The following is a 20,588-nucleotide window of genomic DNA, read 5'->3' on the forward strand; positions in this document are numbered from 1 at the left end:
ATTAAATATAGTTGGCCCTTTTATTTTAATTAATTAATGAATTTAATCATAAACATCTCAAATAACAAATCAGCAGGTTTTTGGGTAGACTTCATTTGCTTTTCTATATCTACAAGCCCTAAATAAGCTCTCGATAATTTTTTATAATTATATTTTTTTACTGTTTGCAAAGCTAATTTAATTCTATAGGGATGAATCTTTAATTTACTAGCCAGTTTGCCTTGACTATATCCCTTTTTAGCCATAATTTTGACTTGAATTAACAATCTAAATTGACTTAGTAATATAGCATTTATTTGTAAAGGTTCGTTACTTCCATTAATTAATTCATGATATAAATTAATCGATTTATTAACATTATTATTTATTACATAATTGACTAAATCAAAAACATTCTGATCTAATGACTTAGTAACAACTTTATTTACATCGTTAATACTAATTAATTTATTATTATAACAGTATAAAAACAACTTTGATAGCTCACTCATTGCGTTAGAAAAATCATTAGAAGTCATTTGTAACAATTTATCTAACGCATTTTGCTCTATTTTATAACCCTTATCATTAACATTAGAACCCAAGTAATTTTTAATTTCAGTTTCAGAAATGTTACTTAAATCAATTATTTCAGAATTCTTTTTAATTGCTTTATTTATTTTTTTTCTAGAGTCTAACTTGTCATAAGGAGCAATGATTAGCAAAATAGTACTATCTTGAGGACTATCAACATAGCTAGTAAAGCTATCCACGTCTTGATCTATTTTATCTTTACCATGACTCCCTGTTAAAAAGTAAGGATTATTAATAATAACTAATCTTTTTTCGCCAAAAAAAGGTAATGACATTGCATCTTCAATAGCATTTGAAACATTAGTCGTTTCCATATCATAATTAGCATAATTCATTGTTCTTTCATCTTCAGGAATAAAAGAAAGAAATTTACCTATAAGTTTTTTTATTAAATAGCCCTGCTTTCCTTTAATTAAATATAAAGGCTTAGTATTTTCACTATTTAAAGATTGAAATAATTCATTAATTTGCAAAATCATTCTCCTTTTAAAACTGTTGACCAATAGTTTCCAAAAGCACCATATTTATATGATATCATACCTGAATCTTGCGTATTAAAATAAGATAAATTATATCTATGAAGTTTATCCAAAACATCTTTATTGGGATGATTATATCGATTATTTCTACCAGCAGATATTATAGATAACTTAGGATGAATGAACTGCAAAAATTCATCACTACTAGAATTTTTGCTTCCGTGATGCCCTAATTTCAAAACATCAGCTTTCAAATCAGGATATCTACGAATTATATCTTTCTCACCCTCTTGACCCAAATCACCCATAAACAAAAAGTTAATTCCTCCTTGTTTGGTGCCTAAAACAATAGAATCTTCATTATTACCTAATCCTGATTTAAAAGGATGATAAATATAAAATGGAAAATTAGATATATGCATATCATTTTTAATAAAGGTTACTTGAGTATTAATTATATTAGGTAATATTTTTCTCATAAAATTTTTATTATTGTTAGTTCCAATACCAATAAACAGCCTTTTAACTTTCAATTTACTAAGAATACTAGATACATCACCAGTATGATCTGCATCTTGATGTGTCAAAACTAAATTATCTATATAATTAATACCAATACTTTTCAAATAATTAATAGAGGTTCTTGGCGCCTGATATTTAAATTTATTAGATTTATTAAATTGTATTTTTCCTCCAGTATCAATCATAGTAATAGATTTATTAAATGGTTCTCTAATTAAAAAGCTATCACCCTGGCCTACATCAAAAGTTGTGACTTCACCATAAAATGGAAAATGTATAAAGACGTAAAAAGATACATAAATGAAAATTAACAGAAGTAGCTTTTTATGAGAATAATTGGCGATCAATAATAAAGTCATAAGAAATAAAATGAAACATATACATATATTTGGTTTACCAAATATAATGTTACCCGGTAATGTTCCTATAAAATTCACTAAGTTATCAAATAATTGTAAAAGCATTGCAGTAAATTTTCCAAAAATTGGCAAAATGGGGTGGAGAATCACAGATAAAGTAATAATAGGCATCACAAAAACAGAAAATATTGGTATAACAATAAAATTAGCTATCATTGTTAAAAGATGCCACTCAAATAACTTATAAATAATAATGGGCAAACTAATTAAATTCATCATTATTGTCTGTTTTATTGTAGAAAATTTATTAGTATAGATTAGACCAAAGGATAATAAATAGCTCAATTGACACCCAAACTGTAATAACATTTGCGGTTGCAAAAATAGATTTATTAGAATGGTTATACTCCATATATCTAAGGATCCCATTTTATTTTTAAACAAACCAAATATAAGTCCTATTTCAACTGATAATATAGATCTCATCAATCCAATTGACGCCCCTGCAATGATAAAAAACATAGGCAACATAAACATTAACAATAATAAATACCGTTCTCTACTAATTCTTAAATGAATAAATATCATAGTTAACACACTAACTATATAAAAAACATGTAATCCCGAAATACTAAATAAATGAATTAATCCTAAAGTCTTAACGCCGGAAAGTTCTTCAGCGAAAGAATCACTCATTTCTCCTAAAAACAAACTATTAAAATAAAGATTTAGTGGTTTAGGTAAAGACTCACCGTAACATAATAATTGTTTTCTAAAATCATGTAGAATGACAAATATATTTTTACTTTTTAATACATTAACTTTGAATATCTTTTTAATATATATAATCTTATATACATTATTTGATTGATAATATTCCTTAGCATTAAACTCGTTTAAATTAGTGGGTTCATTAATATTCTTAATTTCTCCTTGAATATTTAGATAAAAACTTTTATTAATAGATTTTAAATAATTATAATTATCATTACCATATAATAAATATTTACTATTAGAATATATATCTTTAAATACACCACTATATCCATTATATTTAAATTTAATTTGATCCGGATGGATCAAAAATTTAAAACTATTCGAAGTGTTATTATTTAAATATTCATCATTGTTAAATTGATTAATACATACAAAACAAAAAAACATTGATATTATTATGGAAAATAAACATACTTTTACATTTCTTAAACATAAAATACGTAATAACAATAATAATATCAATATAATTCCTAAAAATTTATTGCCAAAAAATAAAATACTTATACATATACAAACTAGCGCCGGAAATATATATAATTTTTTAATTTATTTTGGTAAATAAGAGCTAAATTTAATTTGATTAATAGTTTCAGAATTCAATTCCACTTTATGCAATTTAACATTTTTAAGTTTAATTAATTCTTTTGCATATTCATCATTATGATAATTTCTTAAATAATTAATCTTAACAATACCAGCCTGTAATAAAGTTTTAGTGCATTGCAAGCATGGAAAATCAGTCACATAAATTTCTGATCCATCAGTGGCTTCACCAAACTTTGCACATTGAGATATTGCATTCATTTCAGCATGAATAGTTCTAATACAGTGACCATCACGCATATAGCATCCAACATCTGTACAATGTTCATCACCCGAAACGGACCCATTATAACCACCAGCAATAATTCTACGATCTCTAACTAAAGTAGCACCTACTGACAATCGATTACAAGTACTTCTAGTTGATAACAAAACTGCCTGTAACATAAAATATTGATCCCAAGGAATTCTTTTTTTACTCATTTTATGTCCACTCCTAAATAATTATTAAATACTATTATATCAAATAATTATACTTCTAAATAATCTTTTAATTTCTCAAAAATTTTATCACCAAAACCACTAATTTTCTTTAATTCGTCAATATTTCTAAAACCATTATGCTGATTACGATATTCTATAATTTTATCAGCTTTTTTTTCCCCAACACTATCCAATTCTTGCAATTGCTTATTATCAGAAGTATTTAAATTAATCTTTTTAGAATCCCCATTTGACAAATTATTATCTGAATTAGAAGTATTAGCATCTGCATTTATTTTATTTACAATAACAACTTGTTGATCATTTAATTTTTGAGATAGATTAACACTTCTTTGATCAGCAGATTTATTAAATCCACCAGCATATCTAATAATATTAGTGACTCTGTCATCAGATTTCACTCTGTAAACACCTGGATGTTTAACTTCTCCTTTTATATCTACATAAATTTCATTATTAATCGAGTCATTAACAGAAGAACTACTAATATAAGATTTACTATTTTGTAAATTTAATGATTCATTATATGAAACTTTTTTATGATTTTTCTGTACATATACTATAAATGATAATCCTAAAAAAATTAACAACAATAATAACGACATCATAATTTTATGAATGTTATTATTCAATATCTTTTTGATGGTACTAATTATGAATTCTAACCTCGTCTTATTCACCTTTTCCTCCCTTTCAAAATGTATATACGAAAAAAGAACACAAAAAATGTGTTCTTTAAATATGTTTTAGTTTATTTAATGCATCTTCAAAATTAGTTACGGGTATAATTTTCATATTAGGTGCATATTTTTTAGCAGTTTTCACTGCAGCTTGATAATTAGTCATATTATTCTCTTCCAACTTTAAAGCATCTTTAGTTGGCTTGATATAAGGAGCTAAGAAATATTTAGCTCCTGCGTTTTTAGCAGCAATTATTTTCTTATCAATGCCACCGATTTCTCCAACATTACCGTTTTTATCAATAGTTCCGGTACCAGCAATGTTTTCTCCATGTCTAATGTTTTTTCCAGTCAACTGTTCATATATTTGTAATGAAAACATTAATCCTCCTGAAGGACCACCAATGTCACCGGCATTAATTTTAATTGGAATTTCAGGCTTAACTGAATCATTATCAATCAGGATAATTCCGATTCCAGGATTCTTGGAACCCATTAAACTAATCAACGGTTCCTTAGCATTCATTATTTTTCCATCATGGTTAAATTGAATATTAACATACTGACCTATTTTTTTATTATTAATATATTTTCTAAATTTATAAGAACTATTAAAATTATGTCCATCTACACTAATAATAGTATCACCAACAGACAATTTATTCTTAAATTTAGATTTGTTATCTATATTCAAAACGTATATGCCATTATATTTCATCGTGACCTTTTGCTTAGCATAATGATAAGCATTATAGATAGCTTCATTAATAGAATTTGTCATATAAAATGTTTGGACTTTCATATAAGTTTGACTGCTTTCACCACTAGTTACATCATCAATACTCTCAATTGAATAATGCGGATTAATTTTAGCATATAAATAACTGGCTGGTGATGCTTTAGATTCTTTAACAGTTGTCAACATAAACTTTCCATCATTATTGTCACGGTGATTATCAATATTAACAATTTCCTTTAGACTTATTGCATCACCTGGGCCTTCTATATACTTAGGCAAAAATGGAACAAACATTATTAAAATAATTAATAATGTAGCAGATATTAATATATATTTAATTTTTCTATTTTTAAACAATTATTTCATTTTCTCCTTCAAACTTTTTTCAACATTGACAGGAACATAATTGGATATATCTCCATTAAAATAACAAATTTCTTTAATTAAGCTTGAGGAAACCGCTTGAAAATAAGGCTTGGAAATTAGAAACATTGTTTCAATAGAATTATCCAAATTGTAGTTCATATTTGAAATTGCATTTTCAGAATCAAAATCTTTTAAATTTCTCAAGCCACGAATAATTACATTTGCCGAAACACTTTTAGCAAAATCAACAATCAATCCATCAGCTATCATTACTTCAACATTGTTTATTTTATTAACGTTGTCTGTTACCATCTTCATTCTTTCATTTAGAGTAAACATTCCATTTTTACTAGTATTTTTACCCACTGTAACAATCAACTTATCAAAAATTTTACTAGCTCGATTAATTAAGTCTAAGTGACCATTAGTAATTGGATCAAAGCTTCCTGGAAAGATAGCAATTGTCATAAGCCTAATCACCCCTGTAATTTATAGATAGAAATAATGGTAATTCCATATTTTTTTTGTTGAGATAAATGATAATGATCAACATCGTCATTTAAATTGACATTATCATCAGTTTCACAAATAACAATTCCACTATCATTAAGTAAGTTCAACTTATATATTTCTTGTAGTTGTTCCACCATTTTTTGATTTTTATAAGGTGGATCAAGAAATATAATATCAAATTTTTTATTTTGATTTGATAAGAATTGCAGTGCATTTTCAGCATTCATTTTTAACACATCAAATGATTCTGTTTGTTTTGTAATACTGATATTTTCATTAATAGTTTTAATAGCAGCATATTGTTTATCAACTAAAGTGGCTTTATCAAAGCCTCTTGATACTGCTTCTATAGAAACAGCACCGGATCCTGCAAATAAATCCAAAAAGTTTCCACCATTAAAATAAGGACCTATCATATTGAACAATGATTCTTTCACTTTATCAGTAGTAGGTCTTGTCTTATTGCCAGGAACTGATTTTAAATTTCTGCTGCCAAAATTGCCAGATATAACACGCAATAAAAAAACTCCTTTATCTAATATTCTTCATCATCTTTTTGATCATCAATATCTTCTTTCTGAGACAATTGATTATATAAATTAATATATGGAGAATCTACAACCGATTTAACTATCCTTAATTTTTTCAATTTTTCTTTAATCATATTAAAATTTTCAGAGTTAACATACATTACTAAATAATGCATTTTATATGATACATAATAAATTAGACCATACTTTTTAAGTTGTCTAATTTGTTTTGTTGAATAAACATAAACAATTAATGATTTTCTTTCTTCTAAAATATTATCCAAGATAAAGTCACCACCAATTCAATATTTATAAATTAAACCTTTCTTTTCTCTGCTTAGAACTTATAACAAGAATCATTCCTATACAAAGTGCTAATGTAACCATACTAGATCCTCCATAACTAATGAATGGAAAAGTAACGCCGGTAATTGGTAACATTCCAGTTACACCACCAACATTAACAAAAGCCTGAACTGTTAAATATGAAGCGACTCCATAACATATCAATGAATCATATGTGTTATGAGATCTAATCCCTAATTGAAAACATCTAACTATAATAATCAACAGCAAGAAAAGAATAAATAATACACCCACTAGTCCTAGTTCTTCTGAAATTATCGACATAATAAAATCAGTATTAGGTTCCGGTAAATAACCAGTTTTTTGAATACTATTACCTAGCCCTACTCCGAAAATACCACCATTACTTAATGCATAATATGAATTAACAAGTTGAGCACCACTTCCTTGAGTAAATTTAAAAGGGTTAGTAAAAGTGATAATTCTTTGAATTTGATAATTATTAGTACCGTTCCTAAATACAAAAGCTAATATTCTAACAATAATATAAGAAAGTACAAAAGAGAGCGATAATAACAATGATGCTCCTTTCCAATTTATCCCACTGGAAAGTAATAATATAAGTAATATCGTAAAACTAATAATAGTTCCACCAAGGTCAGGTTGTATAACAACCAATAAAAGTAAAATTATAGTGGTAATTATCTGCCCTTTCATAATAGGCCACCAATGACTTTCCAAATATGGTTCCTTTTTAGTAATAAATGAAGAAAATCTTAATATTATATATATTTTTACAACTTCAGCAGGCTGAATATGTATAGGACCTAAATCAATCCAACCGGCAGCACCATTAATACTATGCCCAAAGAACTTTAAATAAATAAGCGATATAAAAAGGATGCATAAAAATATACCTAAGAATTTAGGATTCCTTACAGTTTTATTATTACCCATTAAACAAAAAAATATTAAAATTAGACTAACAATTACATACATACCTTGCTTAATTAAATATCCCGTAGGAGAACCTCCATTTTGGGCTGCAATATTTGAACTTGAAGAATACACCATAATAATTCCAATAAATGATAATAAAATATATGGAACAAAAATATAGTAATCCATAGTCGATAGACTAATTTTCAAGTTCGATATATGTCGTTTAAAAAACATAAATCCATCTCCAAAAAGTTTACTAATATTACTCATATTATAGCATAGTAACCATATTGCATTTAACAATAAACAAAAAAAGAGCGAGCCAATAAGCTCACTCTTAGAAATATCATTAACTGTTATGACGTTTACGTTTTGATTGTTTTTCACGTTCATTAGTATTTAAAATACTCTTTCTCAAACGAACATTTTCAGGTGTAACTTCACAAAGTTCATCTTCATTTAAGAATTCTAAAGATTCTTCTAAAGTTAAATGTTGTGGTTCATTAATCTTAGAAGTATCATCTGAACCAGCAGCACGAACGTTGGTTTGTTTCTTACCCTTAGTAATATTAACTGAAATATCATTGTCTCGGCTGTTCTTACCAACAATCATACCTTCATATACTTCAGTACCTGGATCAACAAAGATAGTACCACGATCTTCAATACCCATTGTAGCGTATGTTGTAGTCTTACCCTTATTAATTGAAACTAGAGCACCATTTCTTCTACCTGGATTCCAGTTCTTAACAACTGGTAAGTACTTTTCAAAGGTATGGTTCATAATTCCATATCCACGAGTAAGTGACAAGAATTCTGCTGAGTAACCAATCAATCCACGGGAAGGTGCTAGGAATGTCAAACGAGTTTGACCATTACCAACATTTTCCATATTTTGCATATTACCCTTTCTTTCAGATAATGTTTGAATAATTGAACCTGAATATTCTTCTGGAGTATCAATTTGAACTGATTCAAATGGTTCACACTTTTCTCCATCAATTTCACGGATAATAACTTGTGGACGTGAAACTTGTAATTCATATCCTTCACGACGTAAGTTTTCAATTAGAATTGATAAATGTAGTTCACCACGACCAGAAACTGTCCATGAACCAGGATCATCAGTTTCATCAACACGTAATGAAACGTCAGTATGCAATTCACGTTCAAGTCTATCAATTAATTGACGAGCGGTAACAAACTTACCTTCTTGTCCAGCAAATGGTGAAGTATTTGTACCAAAAGTCATCTGTAGAGTTGGTTTATCAATTCTTAAAATTGGTAATGCTTCTTTAGCAGAAGGATCCACAATAGTTTCACCAACATTAATGTCTTCCATACCAGAAATAGCAATTAAATCTCCAGCTTTTGCTTCATTAATGTCTAATTTCTTAAGACCAAAGAATCCCATAAGTTTTGTAACACGGAAATCTTGAGTTGAACCATCAAGTTTCATAACAGTAACACTGTCTCCTACTTTAATAGTTCCACGGAAAATACGACCAATACCAATACGACCAACGAAATCATCATAATCAAGCATTGCAACTTGGAATTGTAATGGTTCATCTGAATTATCAATAGGTGCTGGAATAGCATCAACAATAGTATCAAAAACTGGCTTCATAGTATGTTCTTGAGTTGATAAGTCATCATCATAACTAGAAGTTCCATTCATAGCTGAAGTATAAATAATAGGGAAATCTAGTTGTTCTTCATCCGCACCTAATTCAATAAATAAATCAAGAACTTCATCAACAACTTCACTAGGACGGGCACCTGGACGATCAACCTTATTAATAACTACAACTGGTGTTAAATGTTGTTCTAGAGCCTTTTTCAAAACAAAACGTGTTTGAGGCATAGTACCTTCAAAAGCATCAACAACTAATAATACACCATCAACCATGCGCATGATACGTTCAACTTCTCCACCGAAGTCAGCATGTCCTGGAGTATCCAAAATATTAATTTGTTTATCTCCATATCTAACTGCAGTATTCTTTGAAAGAATTGTAATACCACGTTCACGTTCAATGTCATTTGTATCCATGGCACGATCTTCAATTTGAACGTGTTCGTCTAAAGTATCTGATTGTTTTAGTAATTCGTTAACCAAAGTTGTTTTACCGTGGTCAACATGGGCAATAATAGCAATATTTCTAATATCGTCTCTTGTCTTCATATATTTACCTTCCTTTCGAAGTATCCTCTTATCTCTTACTTAGCAACTCGGACCAAGTTATTAATTTATATAAATTTACACATAAGGCACTACTTTACTAAATCAAGTATTTCCTTATGTGCAATCTTCGTCGCTATCAATACAGTTTCTGATGATACCATATCAAGCTCATTCCCGTCAATAGTGGTAACAGTGAGGCCTAAGCTTTCACACATTACTTTACCTGCTGCAATATCCCATGGCTTTAAATGAGAAATATAACCAACTAATTCGCCTTTTATAACAGATATTAACTGAATTCCTGCACTCCCATATATTCTAACGCCTTCACTTTGCTTAGCAATTTTTTGCATATTATATGAATCTTCAATTAAAAGTGGGGCACTCATACCCATCAATCCATAATCAAGTTTAATGTCATTGGGTTCATGTAATATTTCATTGTTTTTATAAACCTTACCAAATATACCATGATATAAGTCATTATTAATAACATCTAGAATATATCCAAGAATTCCTTTCCCATCTATATACAATGACACCATTATTGCAAAATAATTTCGTTCCTTAACAAAATTCATAGTTCCATCAATAGGATCTATTATCCAAATATGACCCTTCATTGAATCAACCTGATCACCAAAGCCCTCTTCTCCTAATATTTTAGAATTAGGATCATTTTCTCTGATTTTTTTTACAAAAAATTGTTCATTATCTTTATCAACATTCGTAACTAGATCTTTTCTACTAGTTTTAGTGTCAACTTTAAGATCTTTATTAACCGAATCTAAAGCATTATGTCTAGCAATTTGTAACCATGATTGAATTTTTTCATCCATTGTTTTAAGCCAAATTTTATTCAAAATAACATCCCCAATTATTATTAATTCATTCTGACATTTTTTGATTTGTTATTATTAGCAGCTTGCCAAGTCTTATATAAACTATATCCAGACATTTTATAGAAATCTCTATCTAACTGTTTTTGCTCCATTTTCGAAGGATTAATCGATTCAAACTCATCATAAAGCTTAATTATTAAATTTTTGGCAACACCATTTTTATCTTCATAAGCTTTTTCTACAGACGTATACAAATCCATCATCGTTAAAACCTCATGCCTATTCCAGCTCTCAAACATTGGATATGAGTAATTGTTATTCATTATTTTTTCCCCCATTAATTATTTCATTTATAACAACATTTGATTCATCAAATATTGAATTAAAAGTAGACTCTTCATTGTCAGACAATGAAACTTTTATGTATTGATATAACCCTTTATTATTAATAATAACTGGAGAACTTAATGATGATAATTTTCCATTGTTCACTCTTAGATTAGATAAATCCATAATATGCGGTGAATATAAATATAAAGAATCTAAAATAATCTTTATTGATTTAAATTGTAAGATTTCATCTTTTGATAATACTTGTAAATCTAACTGATGGTTAATGTCATCTAAGACATCATCTTTAAACAAATTGTTTTTATCTGATAAATAAGACAAAATTGGTGTTTGTCCAATATAAGATCTACTCCAAGATATAAAATTTTTAGTATTACTACCAAAAGTACTAATTGTTATATCTGATATTCCAACATTAAAATAATTTTTTAATATATTTTTTAAAATTAGAGTACTAGGCAATGTTCCAGTCCCTATCAAATTACTAGATGACTTACCAGTGAATTTACTGGCAAAATAATTTAATATATCATCTCTAAATCCATTAATAATAATTTTCCCATTAAATCCTTTTTCAATTATATCATTAACAGATAATCGAAAATTAGATATTTTTTCTTTTAAGAAATCAATATTATCATCATTGATATTTTCTGGAAAATCATACAAGTAAATAAATCCATTAATATTACTATAATCATCTTTATCAAAAACTGATGTCTCAAAATGATTACATAAATTTTTAGATTTTAAATTATCAATATTATTGTTTAAGTGGTTATTTAAAATATGTAAATTAATTGGATAATCAATGCTTATTAAGAATTTAACAAAACTTAAGATGCGCATCTCATCCCCACCTATTAGTAAATTATTCAAAATCAAATCACCTCTAATTATTATTATATATCAATGAAACAGTTGATAAAAATTATAAAGAACAAATATTAATTGCTTATGATATAATTTATCTAAATAAAAAGGAGGTAAACGATTTGTTTTTAATGAAAGATATTATTAGAGATGGAGATAAAGTGCTTAGACAACAAGCCAAAAAAGTTGATTTCCCTCTAAATGACGAAGACAAAAAATTAGCAAGTAACCTAATGGAATATCTTGAGGTCAGTCAAGATCCTAAATTATGTAAGAAATATGGGCTAAGAGCCGGAGTAGGTCTTGCAGCACCACAAGTTGGCGTCTCTAAAATGATGGCTTCTGTATTAGTTCCTGCAGAAAATGAAGATGATGATCCTATATTTAAGGATGTAATTATTAACCCGGTCATTCTATCAAATTCAGTTCAAAGATGTGCTTTAATTGAAGGTGAGGGCTGTCTATCAGTGGATAAGGATATTGAAGGATATATTCATAGATCTGCTAGAATTACTTTAAAATATCAAGATATTAATGGCAAAGAACATACAATTAGACTGAAAAATTATCCAGCAATTGTTTGCCAACATGAAATTGATCACTTACATGGCACATTATTTTATGATCATATCGATAAAGAAAATCCTTTTTCAAAAAGAGACAACGATTTGTTTGTTGAATAATAAAAAGCTTGGGAATTTAAATAATTCCCAAGCTTTTTATTTATCCAATCTTTTCATATCTAATACATACTCATAAGTTGCAGAATTTAAAAGGTAAGCTAAATCGAGATGAATTAATTCATCTCGAATAAAAAAGTCAGTCATAACAATGTCATGATTAAACTTTTTACTATTATTAAAGTTTGTTATTAAATCATTTATAAACTTTTTAAGATATTCTTCATCAAGATTATTATATTTTAAAACATATTCATAGTCATATATATTTCTTCCCCAAATAACAGAATTATTATGTTTTTCAATAATTATTAAATTATTATCCAAATTTTTATTTAATTTATCAATAAAATCATCCAAAACTTTTAAAGTTTCTTTATTTCCCATATCAATAGGTCTTGCAATAAAAAAATGATGAATAATATTATAAATAATTATTGCTATAATAAAACCAACTATCATTTCAAAAATTAACATTATTTTACCTCTTGATTTATTTTAATATAAATTAAATTTTAACATTCTTAACGCTTTTCTGCTTACTATACTTATTAAAATTTCTATGATAAAATTAACTTAATCATTTGTGCAGTCGCACAATCGTACGGTTAAAAAACAAAAAGGAGTTATTGAAATGATATTTAAAGTTTTATATCAAGAAAATACAAAGTCTAATCCAAAAAGAGAATTTACTAATGCTCTTTATCTAGAATGTGATACAGAAGTTGAAGCAAGAGAACTAGTAGATAAGAACACTGATCATAACATAGAATTTATTGAACCTTTAGAAGGAAACCATTTGGCTTATGAACAAAAAAGCCCAGATTTTAAAATTACGGAGTTTAAATAATTATGAATAAACTAAACGTCAGAAATAATGAAACTGCTATTTATGGCGTTGGTGGACTTGGCGAAATTGGTAAAAATACTTATGGAGTTCAATTTCAGGATGAAATTATTTTAATTGATGCTGGAATTAAGTTCCCAGAAGATGATTTGTTAGGAATTGATTATGTTATTCCTGACTACCAATATCTAGTTAAAAATAAAGATAAGATAAAAGCTTTAGTAATTACCCATGGTCACGAAGACCATATTGGTGGTGTACCTTATCTAATCAAAGACTTAAATGTTCCAATTTACGCTGGTCCATTAGCGCTAGCATTAATAAAAAGTAAGCTAGAAGAACACGGCTTATTAAGAACAACCGAATTACATGAAATTACACCTAAGAGTGTGCTCAAATTTAATAAAACTAAAGTTTCGTTTTTTAGAACAACACATTCAATTCCTGACACTATTGGAATTGCAGTTCATACACCTTCTGGTGTAATTGTTGAAACTGGTGATTATAAATTTGATTTGACCCCTGTTACGAGACAGCCACCTGACTTGCAGGAAATGGCTCGACTTGGACAAGAAGGTGTACTATGTTTAATGTCAGATAGTACAAATGCCGAAAGACCTATTTGGACTAAATCTGAAAGCTGGATTGGTCATGCTGTTAGACATATATTTGATGAAGAAACTGGTAGAATAATATTTGCTACCTTTGCATCAAATATTTCAAGAATTAAAACTGCATGCGATGTGGCAATTAAACATGGTAGGAAAATAGCCGTTTTTGGTCGTAGTATGGAGGCCGCAATTGTTAACGGAAAAGAATTAGGATATTTAGATGTTCCAGATGATACATTTGTTGATGCATCAGAATTACAATCTTTACCTGCTGAAAAAACATTAATTTTATGTACAGGTTCACAAGGTGAACAGATGGCTGCCCTTTCAAGAATAGCTAATGGAACTCATAGACAAATATCGATACAACCTAATGATACTGTTGTATTTTCTAGTAATCCGATTCCTGGAAATAAGATAAGTGTAAATAGAGTTATTAATGAATTAGAAGAAGCTGGAGCTAAGGTTATTCATGGCAAGATTAATAAAATTCATACATCTGGACATGGTGGCCAAGAAGAACAAAAACTAATGCTAAGATTAATGAAACCTAAGTTCTTTATGCCCATTCACGGTGAATATCGTATGCTAAAAATTCATACAAAATTAGCTGAACAATGTGGAGTACCATTAAAAAATAGCTTTATTATGCAAAATGGTGATGTTCTTGCATTAACTAAGGACTCAGCTAGAATCGCTGGACATTTTACTTCCGGAGATATTTACGTTGATGGGAATGGTATTGGTGATGTTGGTAACGTAGTACTTCGTGATCGTCAACTATTATCTGAAGAAGGTCTTGTAGTAGTTGTTGCAACTATTAACCTAAAAGATCAAGAAATTCAGTCAGGCCCTGATTTATTATCAAGAGGATTTGTTTATATGAGAGAATCCGGACAGTTATTAGATGAAGGTCGACGTTTAGTATTTAGAACTATAAGAAGAGCTATGCGAAACCGCAATGCAAACGAATCTAGTATTAGAAACGAAATTATCGAGGATTTACAAGAATTCTTATATAATAAGACTGAAAGACATCCATTAATTCTACCAATGCTTATAATGAATACAAAATAATTGTCTAATCTTATTTAAAGGGCGAATTCTTAAAGAATTCGTCCTTTTTAATTAAATAGAAAAAGGAGAAAATAAATTGTCTTCAGATTACCTAATAATTTTGAATCCCAAAGCTGATAATGGAAAAGCTAAAAAAAATTGGCCTAATATAAAAAATATATTAGAATCGAATAAAGTAAAATATAAGCTTAGAATTACAAGAAAAATAAATCATGCAAAATCCATTACAAATTATTATTTAAACAAATGGGAAAAACAAAATAAATTTCCTAAATGCATAATTATAGTTGGTGGAGATGGAACCATTAATGAAGTATTAAATGCAATACTCTCCGATAAAGCGGCTCCTAATATTCCAATAGGCTTTCTGCCATTCGGAAAAAATACCAAATTTGCTAAGGCTAATAAAATAAACAAATCGGAATGGAAAAAAATTCTTCTAAATATAATAAATAATGATAATTATAAAAACATCAGTATTGGTAATTTTAATGAAAAAATAAAACAAGAAAATGGAATATTTATAAACCAAATAGTTATAGGAATGGATATCAATCCTAAAAATGGTTCTAATAAATTTTATAAACTAAAACAACTAATTGCTTTAGTTCCATTGCTGTACAATGTAGACTGCTTTAATACAAAAGTAACAGTAGATTCTAAGGAATATAGTTTTAAAAAAGCAATAACTTGTTCAGTAACAAATGAAATTACAAATGATAATAAAGAAGAGCCTTTAAGATTATTAATAATAGAAAAAAGAAATATTTTTAAATTAATCTATACAATATTAGCAATACTAATGGGAAAAAGTTATAAACTAAAATCGCTTCATAAACTTTATGGAAAAAATATACACTTATCTGTACCCTCTCTAGAATATGGAAAAATAGATGGAAATAACTTTGGAAGCCGTTTTTACGATATTGAATATAGAATTATACAGTATCCTTTCATTATGTAGGTATAAATAAAAAAGCATCTTCGACAATAAAGTTGAAGATGCTTTTTTATTTATATATTTATTGAACCATTTAAAAGACAAATTATAGATACAATTGCTAAAATAAATAATAATAAAGCAATTAATCCTTCATATTTATTAAATACTAATTTTTCTTTATTATCAATCTTTTGTAAATAATAATAAACTGGAATTCCAGCCGCAAACATAATCGTAGCTAATAACATATAATTAGGTCCAGCAGCATATAGTAGCCAACAAGAATATATACTAGCAACAATCCCTAAAAAGATATTTTTATTTCTGTCATTACTTTGACGATCCAAATAAGAATATTTTAACTGATAAAATGCAGAGAAAGCATATGGTATAAGAACAGCAGCACTAGAAATCGAATAAAATAAATGATATACACTTGAAGATATTAAGAAAGAAACCATAAATAATTCAACTAAAACATTAGTAAAAATCAATGAATTCACGGGTGCTCCATTTTTGTTTGATTTGGCAAATAATTTAGGAAAAGAACCTGTCTTAGCAGCAGCATATGGTACTTCAGATGCAAACATAGTAAATGATAACCATGCTCCAACTACAGAAATAATTAATCCAATATTAACAACAACGGCACCCCATTTACCAACAATACTTTGTAATAGATATGCCATAGCCGGTTGATCTAGATTAGATAATTGTGCTTGTTTCATCACACCAAAAGATAATAATGTAACTAACATATATATTAATAAAACAATCAATATTCCTAAAACTGTGGCTCGACCAATATCATTTCTTTTTTTTGCATAACCAGAAAAGATAACTGCACCTTCAATTCCTGAAAAAACCCAAACAGTGACTAACATTGTGCTTTTAACTTGTTCTAAAACATCGCTAAAACTAAAAGGTTTATCACTCATTAACCAAAAATCACTAGTAAAAATATTTAGCTTAAAAGCAACAATCATAATAATAATAAATAAAAACAATGGTATTAATTTTGTAATTGTAATGACTGTGTTAATAAAAGATGCTGATTGAATACCTCTTAAAATTAAGAAATGACAAATCCATAGAAACATTGAGCCTACTAGAAAAGACAGCCAGTTATGTCCATTTTCAAAGATTGGAAAGAAGTAAGTCAAAGCACTCATAAGTAAAGTAGCATAGCTAATATTCCCTAACCATACTGATAACCAATATCCCCAAGCAGAATTGAAACCCATATATTTTCCAAATCCTGCTTCTGCATAACTATAAACTCCCGCTTGTAAATCAGGTCTTTTATTTGTAAGGTTTTGAAAGGTAAAAGCTAATGATAACATCCCTATTCCAGTTATAATCCAACCAATAATAACCGCCCCTGCTCCTGCATTGGCAGACATATCATTCATTAAATTAAAAACTCCTCCACCAATTATTGAGCCTATAACTAACCCTATCAATTCATAAAGATTTAGTTTTTTTGAGGAAGCCCCCATGTTATCTCTCCTTTAAAATTATATAAAAATCACATAGATTTAATTATAACGTAATGAATAATGATTTGTATATAAAAAAGTTATGTCTAAAAAGACATAACTAAAATTCAAGATTATTTTTTCAAAATATTGTTTATTTCATCTAACTCATCATTAGTAAAATGTAAATTATCTAAAGCTTTTAGATTAGAAGATAGATGTTCTGGTTTAGAAGCACCAGTAACAACACTAGTAACTACGGGATCATGTAATAACCAAGCTAAACTCATTTGGGCCAAGCTTTGATTACGATTTCTAGCTAAATTATTTAGTTTATTAAGTTTTTCAACTACATTTGCTTTATCATTTAACATAAAACTATTTGTGAAATGTAGTTTTAAATCTTCTGGCATTCCATTTAAATATTTATCGGTTAATACACCTTCTGCAAGTGGCCCATAAGCTACTAATCCATCATTATTTTCTTTCAATGCATCAATAGTTCCATCTTCTTCAACTTGCCTATTTAGTAAATTATATGACATTTGATTAACAACAAACGGTGTGTGCAATTCCCTAAAATATTTGATAATTTCTTTAGTTTGTTCACCATTATAATTAGAAATACCAGCATATAGAGCTTTCCCTGACTTTACAATTTCATCAAGTGCCTCAGCAGTTTCCTCTAAGCTAGTATTTGGATCAAATCTATGACTATAATATATATCAACATAATCTAGTCCCATACGTTTTAATGAGCGATCAATTGCAGCAACTAAAGTTTTCTTAGAAGAAAATGAGCCATATGGTCCAGGCCACATATGATAACCAGCTTTAGTAGTAATAACTAACTCATCACGATAAGGCTTTAAATCAGCACGATAAACTTGTCCAAACATTCTTTCAGCTGCACCAGAACCCGGACCATAATTATTAGCTAAATCAAAGCTAAAGATCCCTTTATCAAATGCGTCAAGCATTACTTTTTCACTATCTTTAAAATTAGCATCGTCTCCATAACTATGCCACATTCCAAAAGATAATGCTGGTAATTGTAATCCAGAATTACCTGCTCTGCGTACTTTAATATTATCATAACGTTTATCAGAAGCTTTATACATAATAATCCCCCTATTCTTTTTAAAGACTATAAATAGTTTAAAATGTTTTTTTATCTAAAGTCAAGAAAAGCCCCTAACAATAATATGTTAAGGACTTTTTTAGTCTACTTAATATTTATATTAATCCAGTTTCTACTCATACCTGCTGGATTCCAAATATATCCATCAATATGTGTATTCCATAATTCTGCAGTTGCAGGTTGATACAATGGAATAACACCTTGATTTTGCATTAATATTTTTTCAGCATTTACTAAATCATTGAAACGTTGTTCAGAGTTATTAGCATCACGATTATTAGACATATTTATATAATTATCGTAAGCAGGATTACTCCATTTAGAAAAGTTCATTGAGTTATTGGATTCAAATAATTGTAAAAAGTTAATTGGATCTGAGAAATCAGCTCCCCATTTATTAACCGCAATATCAAATTGACCGTTATCTTGACGACTCATCCTAGTCTTATCAGGAATTGCAGTAACATTAATTGATAATCCTGGTAATTTATTCAACTGAGTTTGTAAGAATTCAGCATTTGCTTTAGATTGATCATCATCTGCAGTCAATAATGATAATTTAACTGAAGACATTTTCTCTTCTTTCATGGCATTTTTCCAAAGAGTTTTAGCTTTGTCTAGATTGTATGAAACAGCATCTTTAACATAAGATTTATCGCCAAATGTCTTGTCTCTATTATTGCCCTTCATACTAGCAAGTTTAGATGGAACTAAACCTTTTGCTGGAATTGAACCATCACGTAGAACATTATTAGATAACTCATCTCTATTAATTGCCATTGATAAAGCTCTTCTAGCATTCTCGTTTCTTAAAATAGGATTCTTCTTTTGGTTTAACAACATATAAACTGTTGCTCCACCGGTGAATGATTTGAAGCCCTTAGAATTTTTATAATTAACTACTTGATCACCATTTAATGGAGTAACATCTAATTTACCTTGTTGGAACAAGTTTAATGAAGTACTTGGGTTCTTTACGACAGAAACGTTTATTTTTTGCAAATGAACATTTTTCGCATTCCAATACTTATTGTTTTTAACTAGTTGCCAATTTTCATTAGTACCATTCCATTTTTTTAGGATAAATGGTCCATCAGAATTAGTTTTTGAACTATTTTCACCATATGATTTTCCATACTTTTCAACTACTGATTGTTGTAATGGGAAAAATACTGGGAATGATAAAAGTCTTCTAAAATAAGAAACTGGTTTATTCAAATTAACCACTAATTTGTAATCACCATCAGCTTTAACTCCCAAACTATCAGGACTCATTTGTCCTTTTTGAATTGCATCATAATTTTTAATTTGAGCAAATAAGTACGCATATTGGGAAGCAGATTTAGGATTAGCTGCTCGACGCCATGAGTAAACGAAATCATTAGCAGTAACATTTTTACCATTTAACCATTTTGCATTTTTTCTTAAATTAAAAGTATACTGTTTACCATCCTTAGATACTTTATAGCTTTCAGCTAAAGCATTATCGATACTATCATTTTTACCTAGTCGATATAATCCCTCAGTTGTATGATATAACATCGTCAAACTAGAAGAATCAGAAGCCTTGGTATTATCCATTGAAGATATTTCAGTTGGATAACTTAAATTTAATTCTTTATTACTAATTTGCTTGTCTTGAGCATTTTGGCTACCACATGCTACTAAAACTAATGCTAAAGCAGCAGTTGCCATTCCTACAATTGATTTTTTCCATTTCACTC

General features: G+C 28.4%; 21 protein-coding genes. 4 read left to right on the top strand and 17 right to left on the bottom strand.

From position 1 onward, the window contains the following. Positions 1 to 29: 29 nt before the first annotated feature. The 13 genes from holA to C7N44_RS02010 form a co-directional block, all read right to left on the bottom strand. Complete coding sequence (gene holA / locus C7N44_RS01955) at positions 30 to 1,052, bottom strand: DNA polymerase III subunit delta (RefSeq protein ID WP_225362924.1); 1,023 nt, start codon at positions 1,050 to 1,052, stop codon at positions 30 to 32. Beyond that, positions 1,049 to 3,097, bottom strand: a complete 2,049-nt coding sequence (locus tag C7N44_RS01960; RefSeq protein WP_105956241.1) for a DNA internalization-related competence protein ComEC/Rec2 — start codon at positions 3,095 to 3,097, stop codon at positions 1,049 to 1,051. Before C7N44_RS01960 ends, holA begins: the two co-directional genes overlap by 4 nt. Before the next feature lie 159 nt (positions 3,098 to 3,256). Continuing rightward, positions 3,257 to 3,736, bottom strand: coding sequence for a ComE operon protein 2 (locus tag C7N44_RS01965; RefSeq protein WP_105956242.1), 480 nt, complete (start codon positions 3,734 to 3,736; stop codon positions 3,257 to 3,259). Positions 3,737 to 3,783: 47 nt separating this feature from the next. Further along, positions 3,784 to 4,437, bottom strand: coding sequence for a helix-hairpin-helix domain-containing protein (locus C7N44_RS01970; protein WP_105956243.1), 654 nt, complete (start codon positions 4,435 to 4,437; stop codon positions 3,784 to 3,786). 55 nt (positions 4,438 to 4,492) lie between these two features. Continuing rightward, positions 4,493 to 5,533, bottom strand: a complete 1,041-nt coding sequence (locus C7N44_RS08080; protein ID WP_318530491.1) for a SepM family pheromone-processing serine protease — start codon at positions 5,531 to 5,533, stop codon at positions 4,493 to 4,495. Continuing rightward, positions 5,534 to 6,010, bottom strand: a complete 477-nt coding sequence (gene coaD, locus C7N44_RS08085) for a pantetheine-phosphate adenylyltransferase (RefSeq protein ID WP_191983089.1) — start codon at positions 6,008 to 6,010, stop codon at positions 5,534 to 5,536. Between the two features lie 8 nt (positions 6,011 to 6,018). After that, complete coding sequence (rsmD, locus tag C7N44_RS01980; protein ID WP_318530492.1) at positions 6,019 to 6,573, bottom strand: 16S rRNA (guanine(966)-N(2))-methyltransferase RsmD; 555 nt, start codon at positions 6,571 to 6,573, stop codon at positions 6,019 to 6,021. 17 nt (positions 6,574 to 6,590) lie between these two features. Beyond that, positions 6,591 to 6,869, bottom strand: coding sequence for a YlbG family protein (locus C7N44_RS01985; RefSeq protein ID WP_157945014.1), 279 nt, complete (start codon positions 6,867 to 6,869; stop codon positions 6,591 to 6,593). A 25-nt stretch (positions 6,870 to 6,894) separates the two neighbouring features. Continuing rightward, positions 6,895 to 8,067: an FtsW/RodA/SpoVE family cell cycle protein gene (locus C7N44_RS01990; protein ID WP_105956303.1), complete on the bottom strand. Its 1,173-nt coding sequence runs from the start codon at positions 8,065 to 8,067 to the stop codon at positions 6,895 to 6,897. Between the two features lie 115 nt (positions 8,068 to 8,182). Next, positions 8,183 to 10,021: a translational GTPase TypA gene (gene typA, locus C7N44_RS01995; RefSeq protein ID WP_105956246.1), complete on the bottom strand. Its 1,839-nt coding sequence runs from the start codon at positions 10,019 to 10,021 to the stop codon at positions 8,183 to 8,185. Between the two features lie 89 nt (positions 10,022 to 10,110). After that, positions 10,111 to 10,860, bottom strand: coding sequence for an inositol monophosphatase family protein (locus C7N44_RS02000; protein WP_105956304.1), 750 nt, complete (start codon positions 10,858 to 10,860; stop codon positions 10,111 to 10,113). A 44-nt stretch (positions 10,861 to 10,904) separates the two neighbouring features. Further along, on the bottom strand, positions 10,905 to 11,186 hold the full coding sequence (locus C7N44_RS02005) for a UPF0223 family protein (RefSeq protein ID WP_157945015.1): 282 nt from the start codon (positions 11,184 to 11,186) through the stop codon (positions 10,905 to 10,907). Continuing rightward, positions 11,179 to 12,093 carry a Rossmann-fold NAD(P)-binding domain-containing protein gene (locus C7N44_RS02010; RefSeq protein ID WP_167387278.1) on the bottom strand — a complete coding sequence of 305 codons (915 nt, stop codon included), beginning with the start codon at positions 12,091 to 12,093 and terminating at the stop codon, positions 11,179 to 11,181. The genes C7N44_RS02005 and C7N44_RS02010 overlap by 8 nt, the downstream gene beginning before the upstream one ends. A 116-nt stretch (positions 12,094 to 12,209) precedes the next feature. Here C7N44_RS02010 and def point away from each other — a divergent pair, with 116 nt between their 5' ends. Then, a complete protein-coding gene (def, locus tag C7N44_RS02015; protein WP_105956249.1) occupies positions 12,210 to 12,770 on the top strand; it encodes a peptide deformylase in 561 nt (186 codons plus the stop codon). Between the two features lie 36 nt (positions 12,771 to 12,806). On the opposite strand, the gene C7N44_RS02020 is transcribed toward def, so the two are convergent. Continuing rightward, positions 12,807 to 13,244 carry a hypothetical protein gene (locus C7N44_RS02020; protein ID WP_105956250.1) on the bottom strand — a complete coding sequence of 146 codons (438 nt, stop codon included), beginning with the start codon at positions 13,242 to 13,244 and terminating at the stop codon, positions 12,807 to 12,809. Between the two features lie 157 nt (positions 13,245 to 13,401). Between C7N44_RS02020 and C7N44_RS02025 the strand changes: the two genes are divergently transcribed. From C7N44_RS02025 to C7N44_RS02035, 3 genes are all read left to right on the top strand, one after another. Then, positions 13,402 to 13,617: a DNA-directed RNA polymerase subunit epsilon gene (locus C7N44_RS02025; RefSeq protein ID WP_105956251.1), complete on the top strand. Its 216-nt coding sequence runs from the start codon at positions 13,402 to 13,404 to the stop codon at positions 13,615 to 13,617. Between the two features lie 2 nt (positions 13,618 to 13,619). Continuing rightward, positions 13,620 to 15,302, top strand: coding sequence for a ribonuclease J1 (gene rnjA / locus C7N44_RS02030; protein ID WP_105956252.1), 1,683 nt, complete (start codon positions 13,620 to 13,622; stop codon positions 15,300 to 15,302). A 76-nt stretch (positions 15,303 to 15,378) separates the two neighbouring features. Then, complete coding sequence (locus tag C7N44_RS02035) at positions 15,379 to 16,266, top strand: diacylglycerol/lipid kinase family protein (protein ID WP_157945016.1); 888 nt, start codon at positions 15,379 to 15,381, stop codon at positions 16,264 to 16,266. 50 nt (positions 16,267 to 16,316) lie between these two features. Here C7N44_RS02035 and arcD read toward each other — a convergent pair whose 3' ends face one another. The 3 genes from arcD to C7N44_RS02050 form a co-directional block, all read right to left on the bottom strand. After that, complete coding sequence (gene arcD / locus C7N44_RS02040; RefSeq protein WP_105956254.1) at positions 16,317 to 17,744, bottom strand: arginine-ornithine antiporter; 1,428 nt, start codon at positions 17,742 to 17,744, stop codon at positions 16,317 to 16,319. 113 nt (positions 17,745 to 17,857) lie between these two features. Next, positions 17,858 to 18,844 carry an aldo/keto reductase gene (locus tag C7N44_RS02045; RefSeq protein ID WP_105956255.1) on the bottom strand — a complete coding sequence of 329 codons (987 nt, stop codon included), beginning with the start codon at positions 18,842 to 18,844 and terminating at the stop codon, positions 17,858 to 17,860. A 104-nt stretch (positions 18,845 to 18,948) separates the two neighbouring features. Continuing rightward, positions 18,949 to 20,586 (bottom strand): peptide ABC transporter substrate-binding protein, encoded by a 1,638-nt coding sequence (locus tag C7N44_RS02050; RefSeq protein ID WP_105956256.1) that lies wholly within the window; start codon positions 20,584 to 20,586, stop codon positions 18,949 to 18,951. Positions 20,587 to 20,588 lie beyond the last annotated feature (2 nt).

The sequence above is a fragment of the Apilactobacillus quenuiae genome, from assembly GCF_002994005.1.
In the GTDB taxonomy this organism is placed as follows: Bacteria; Bacillota; Bacilli; order Lactobacillales; family Lactobacillaceae; genus Apilactobacillus; species Apilactobacillus quenuiae.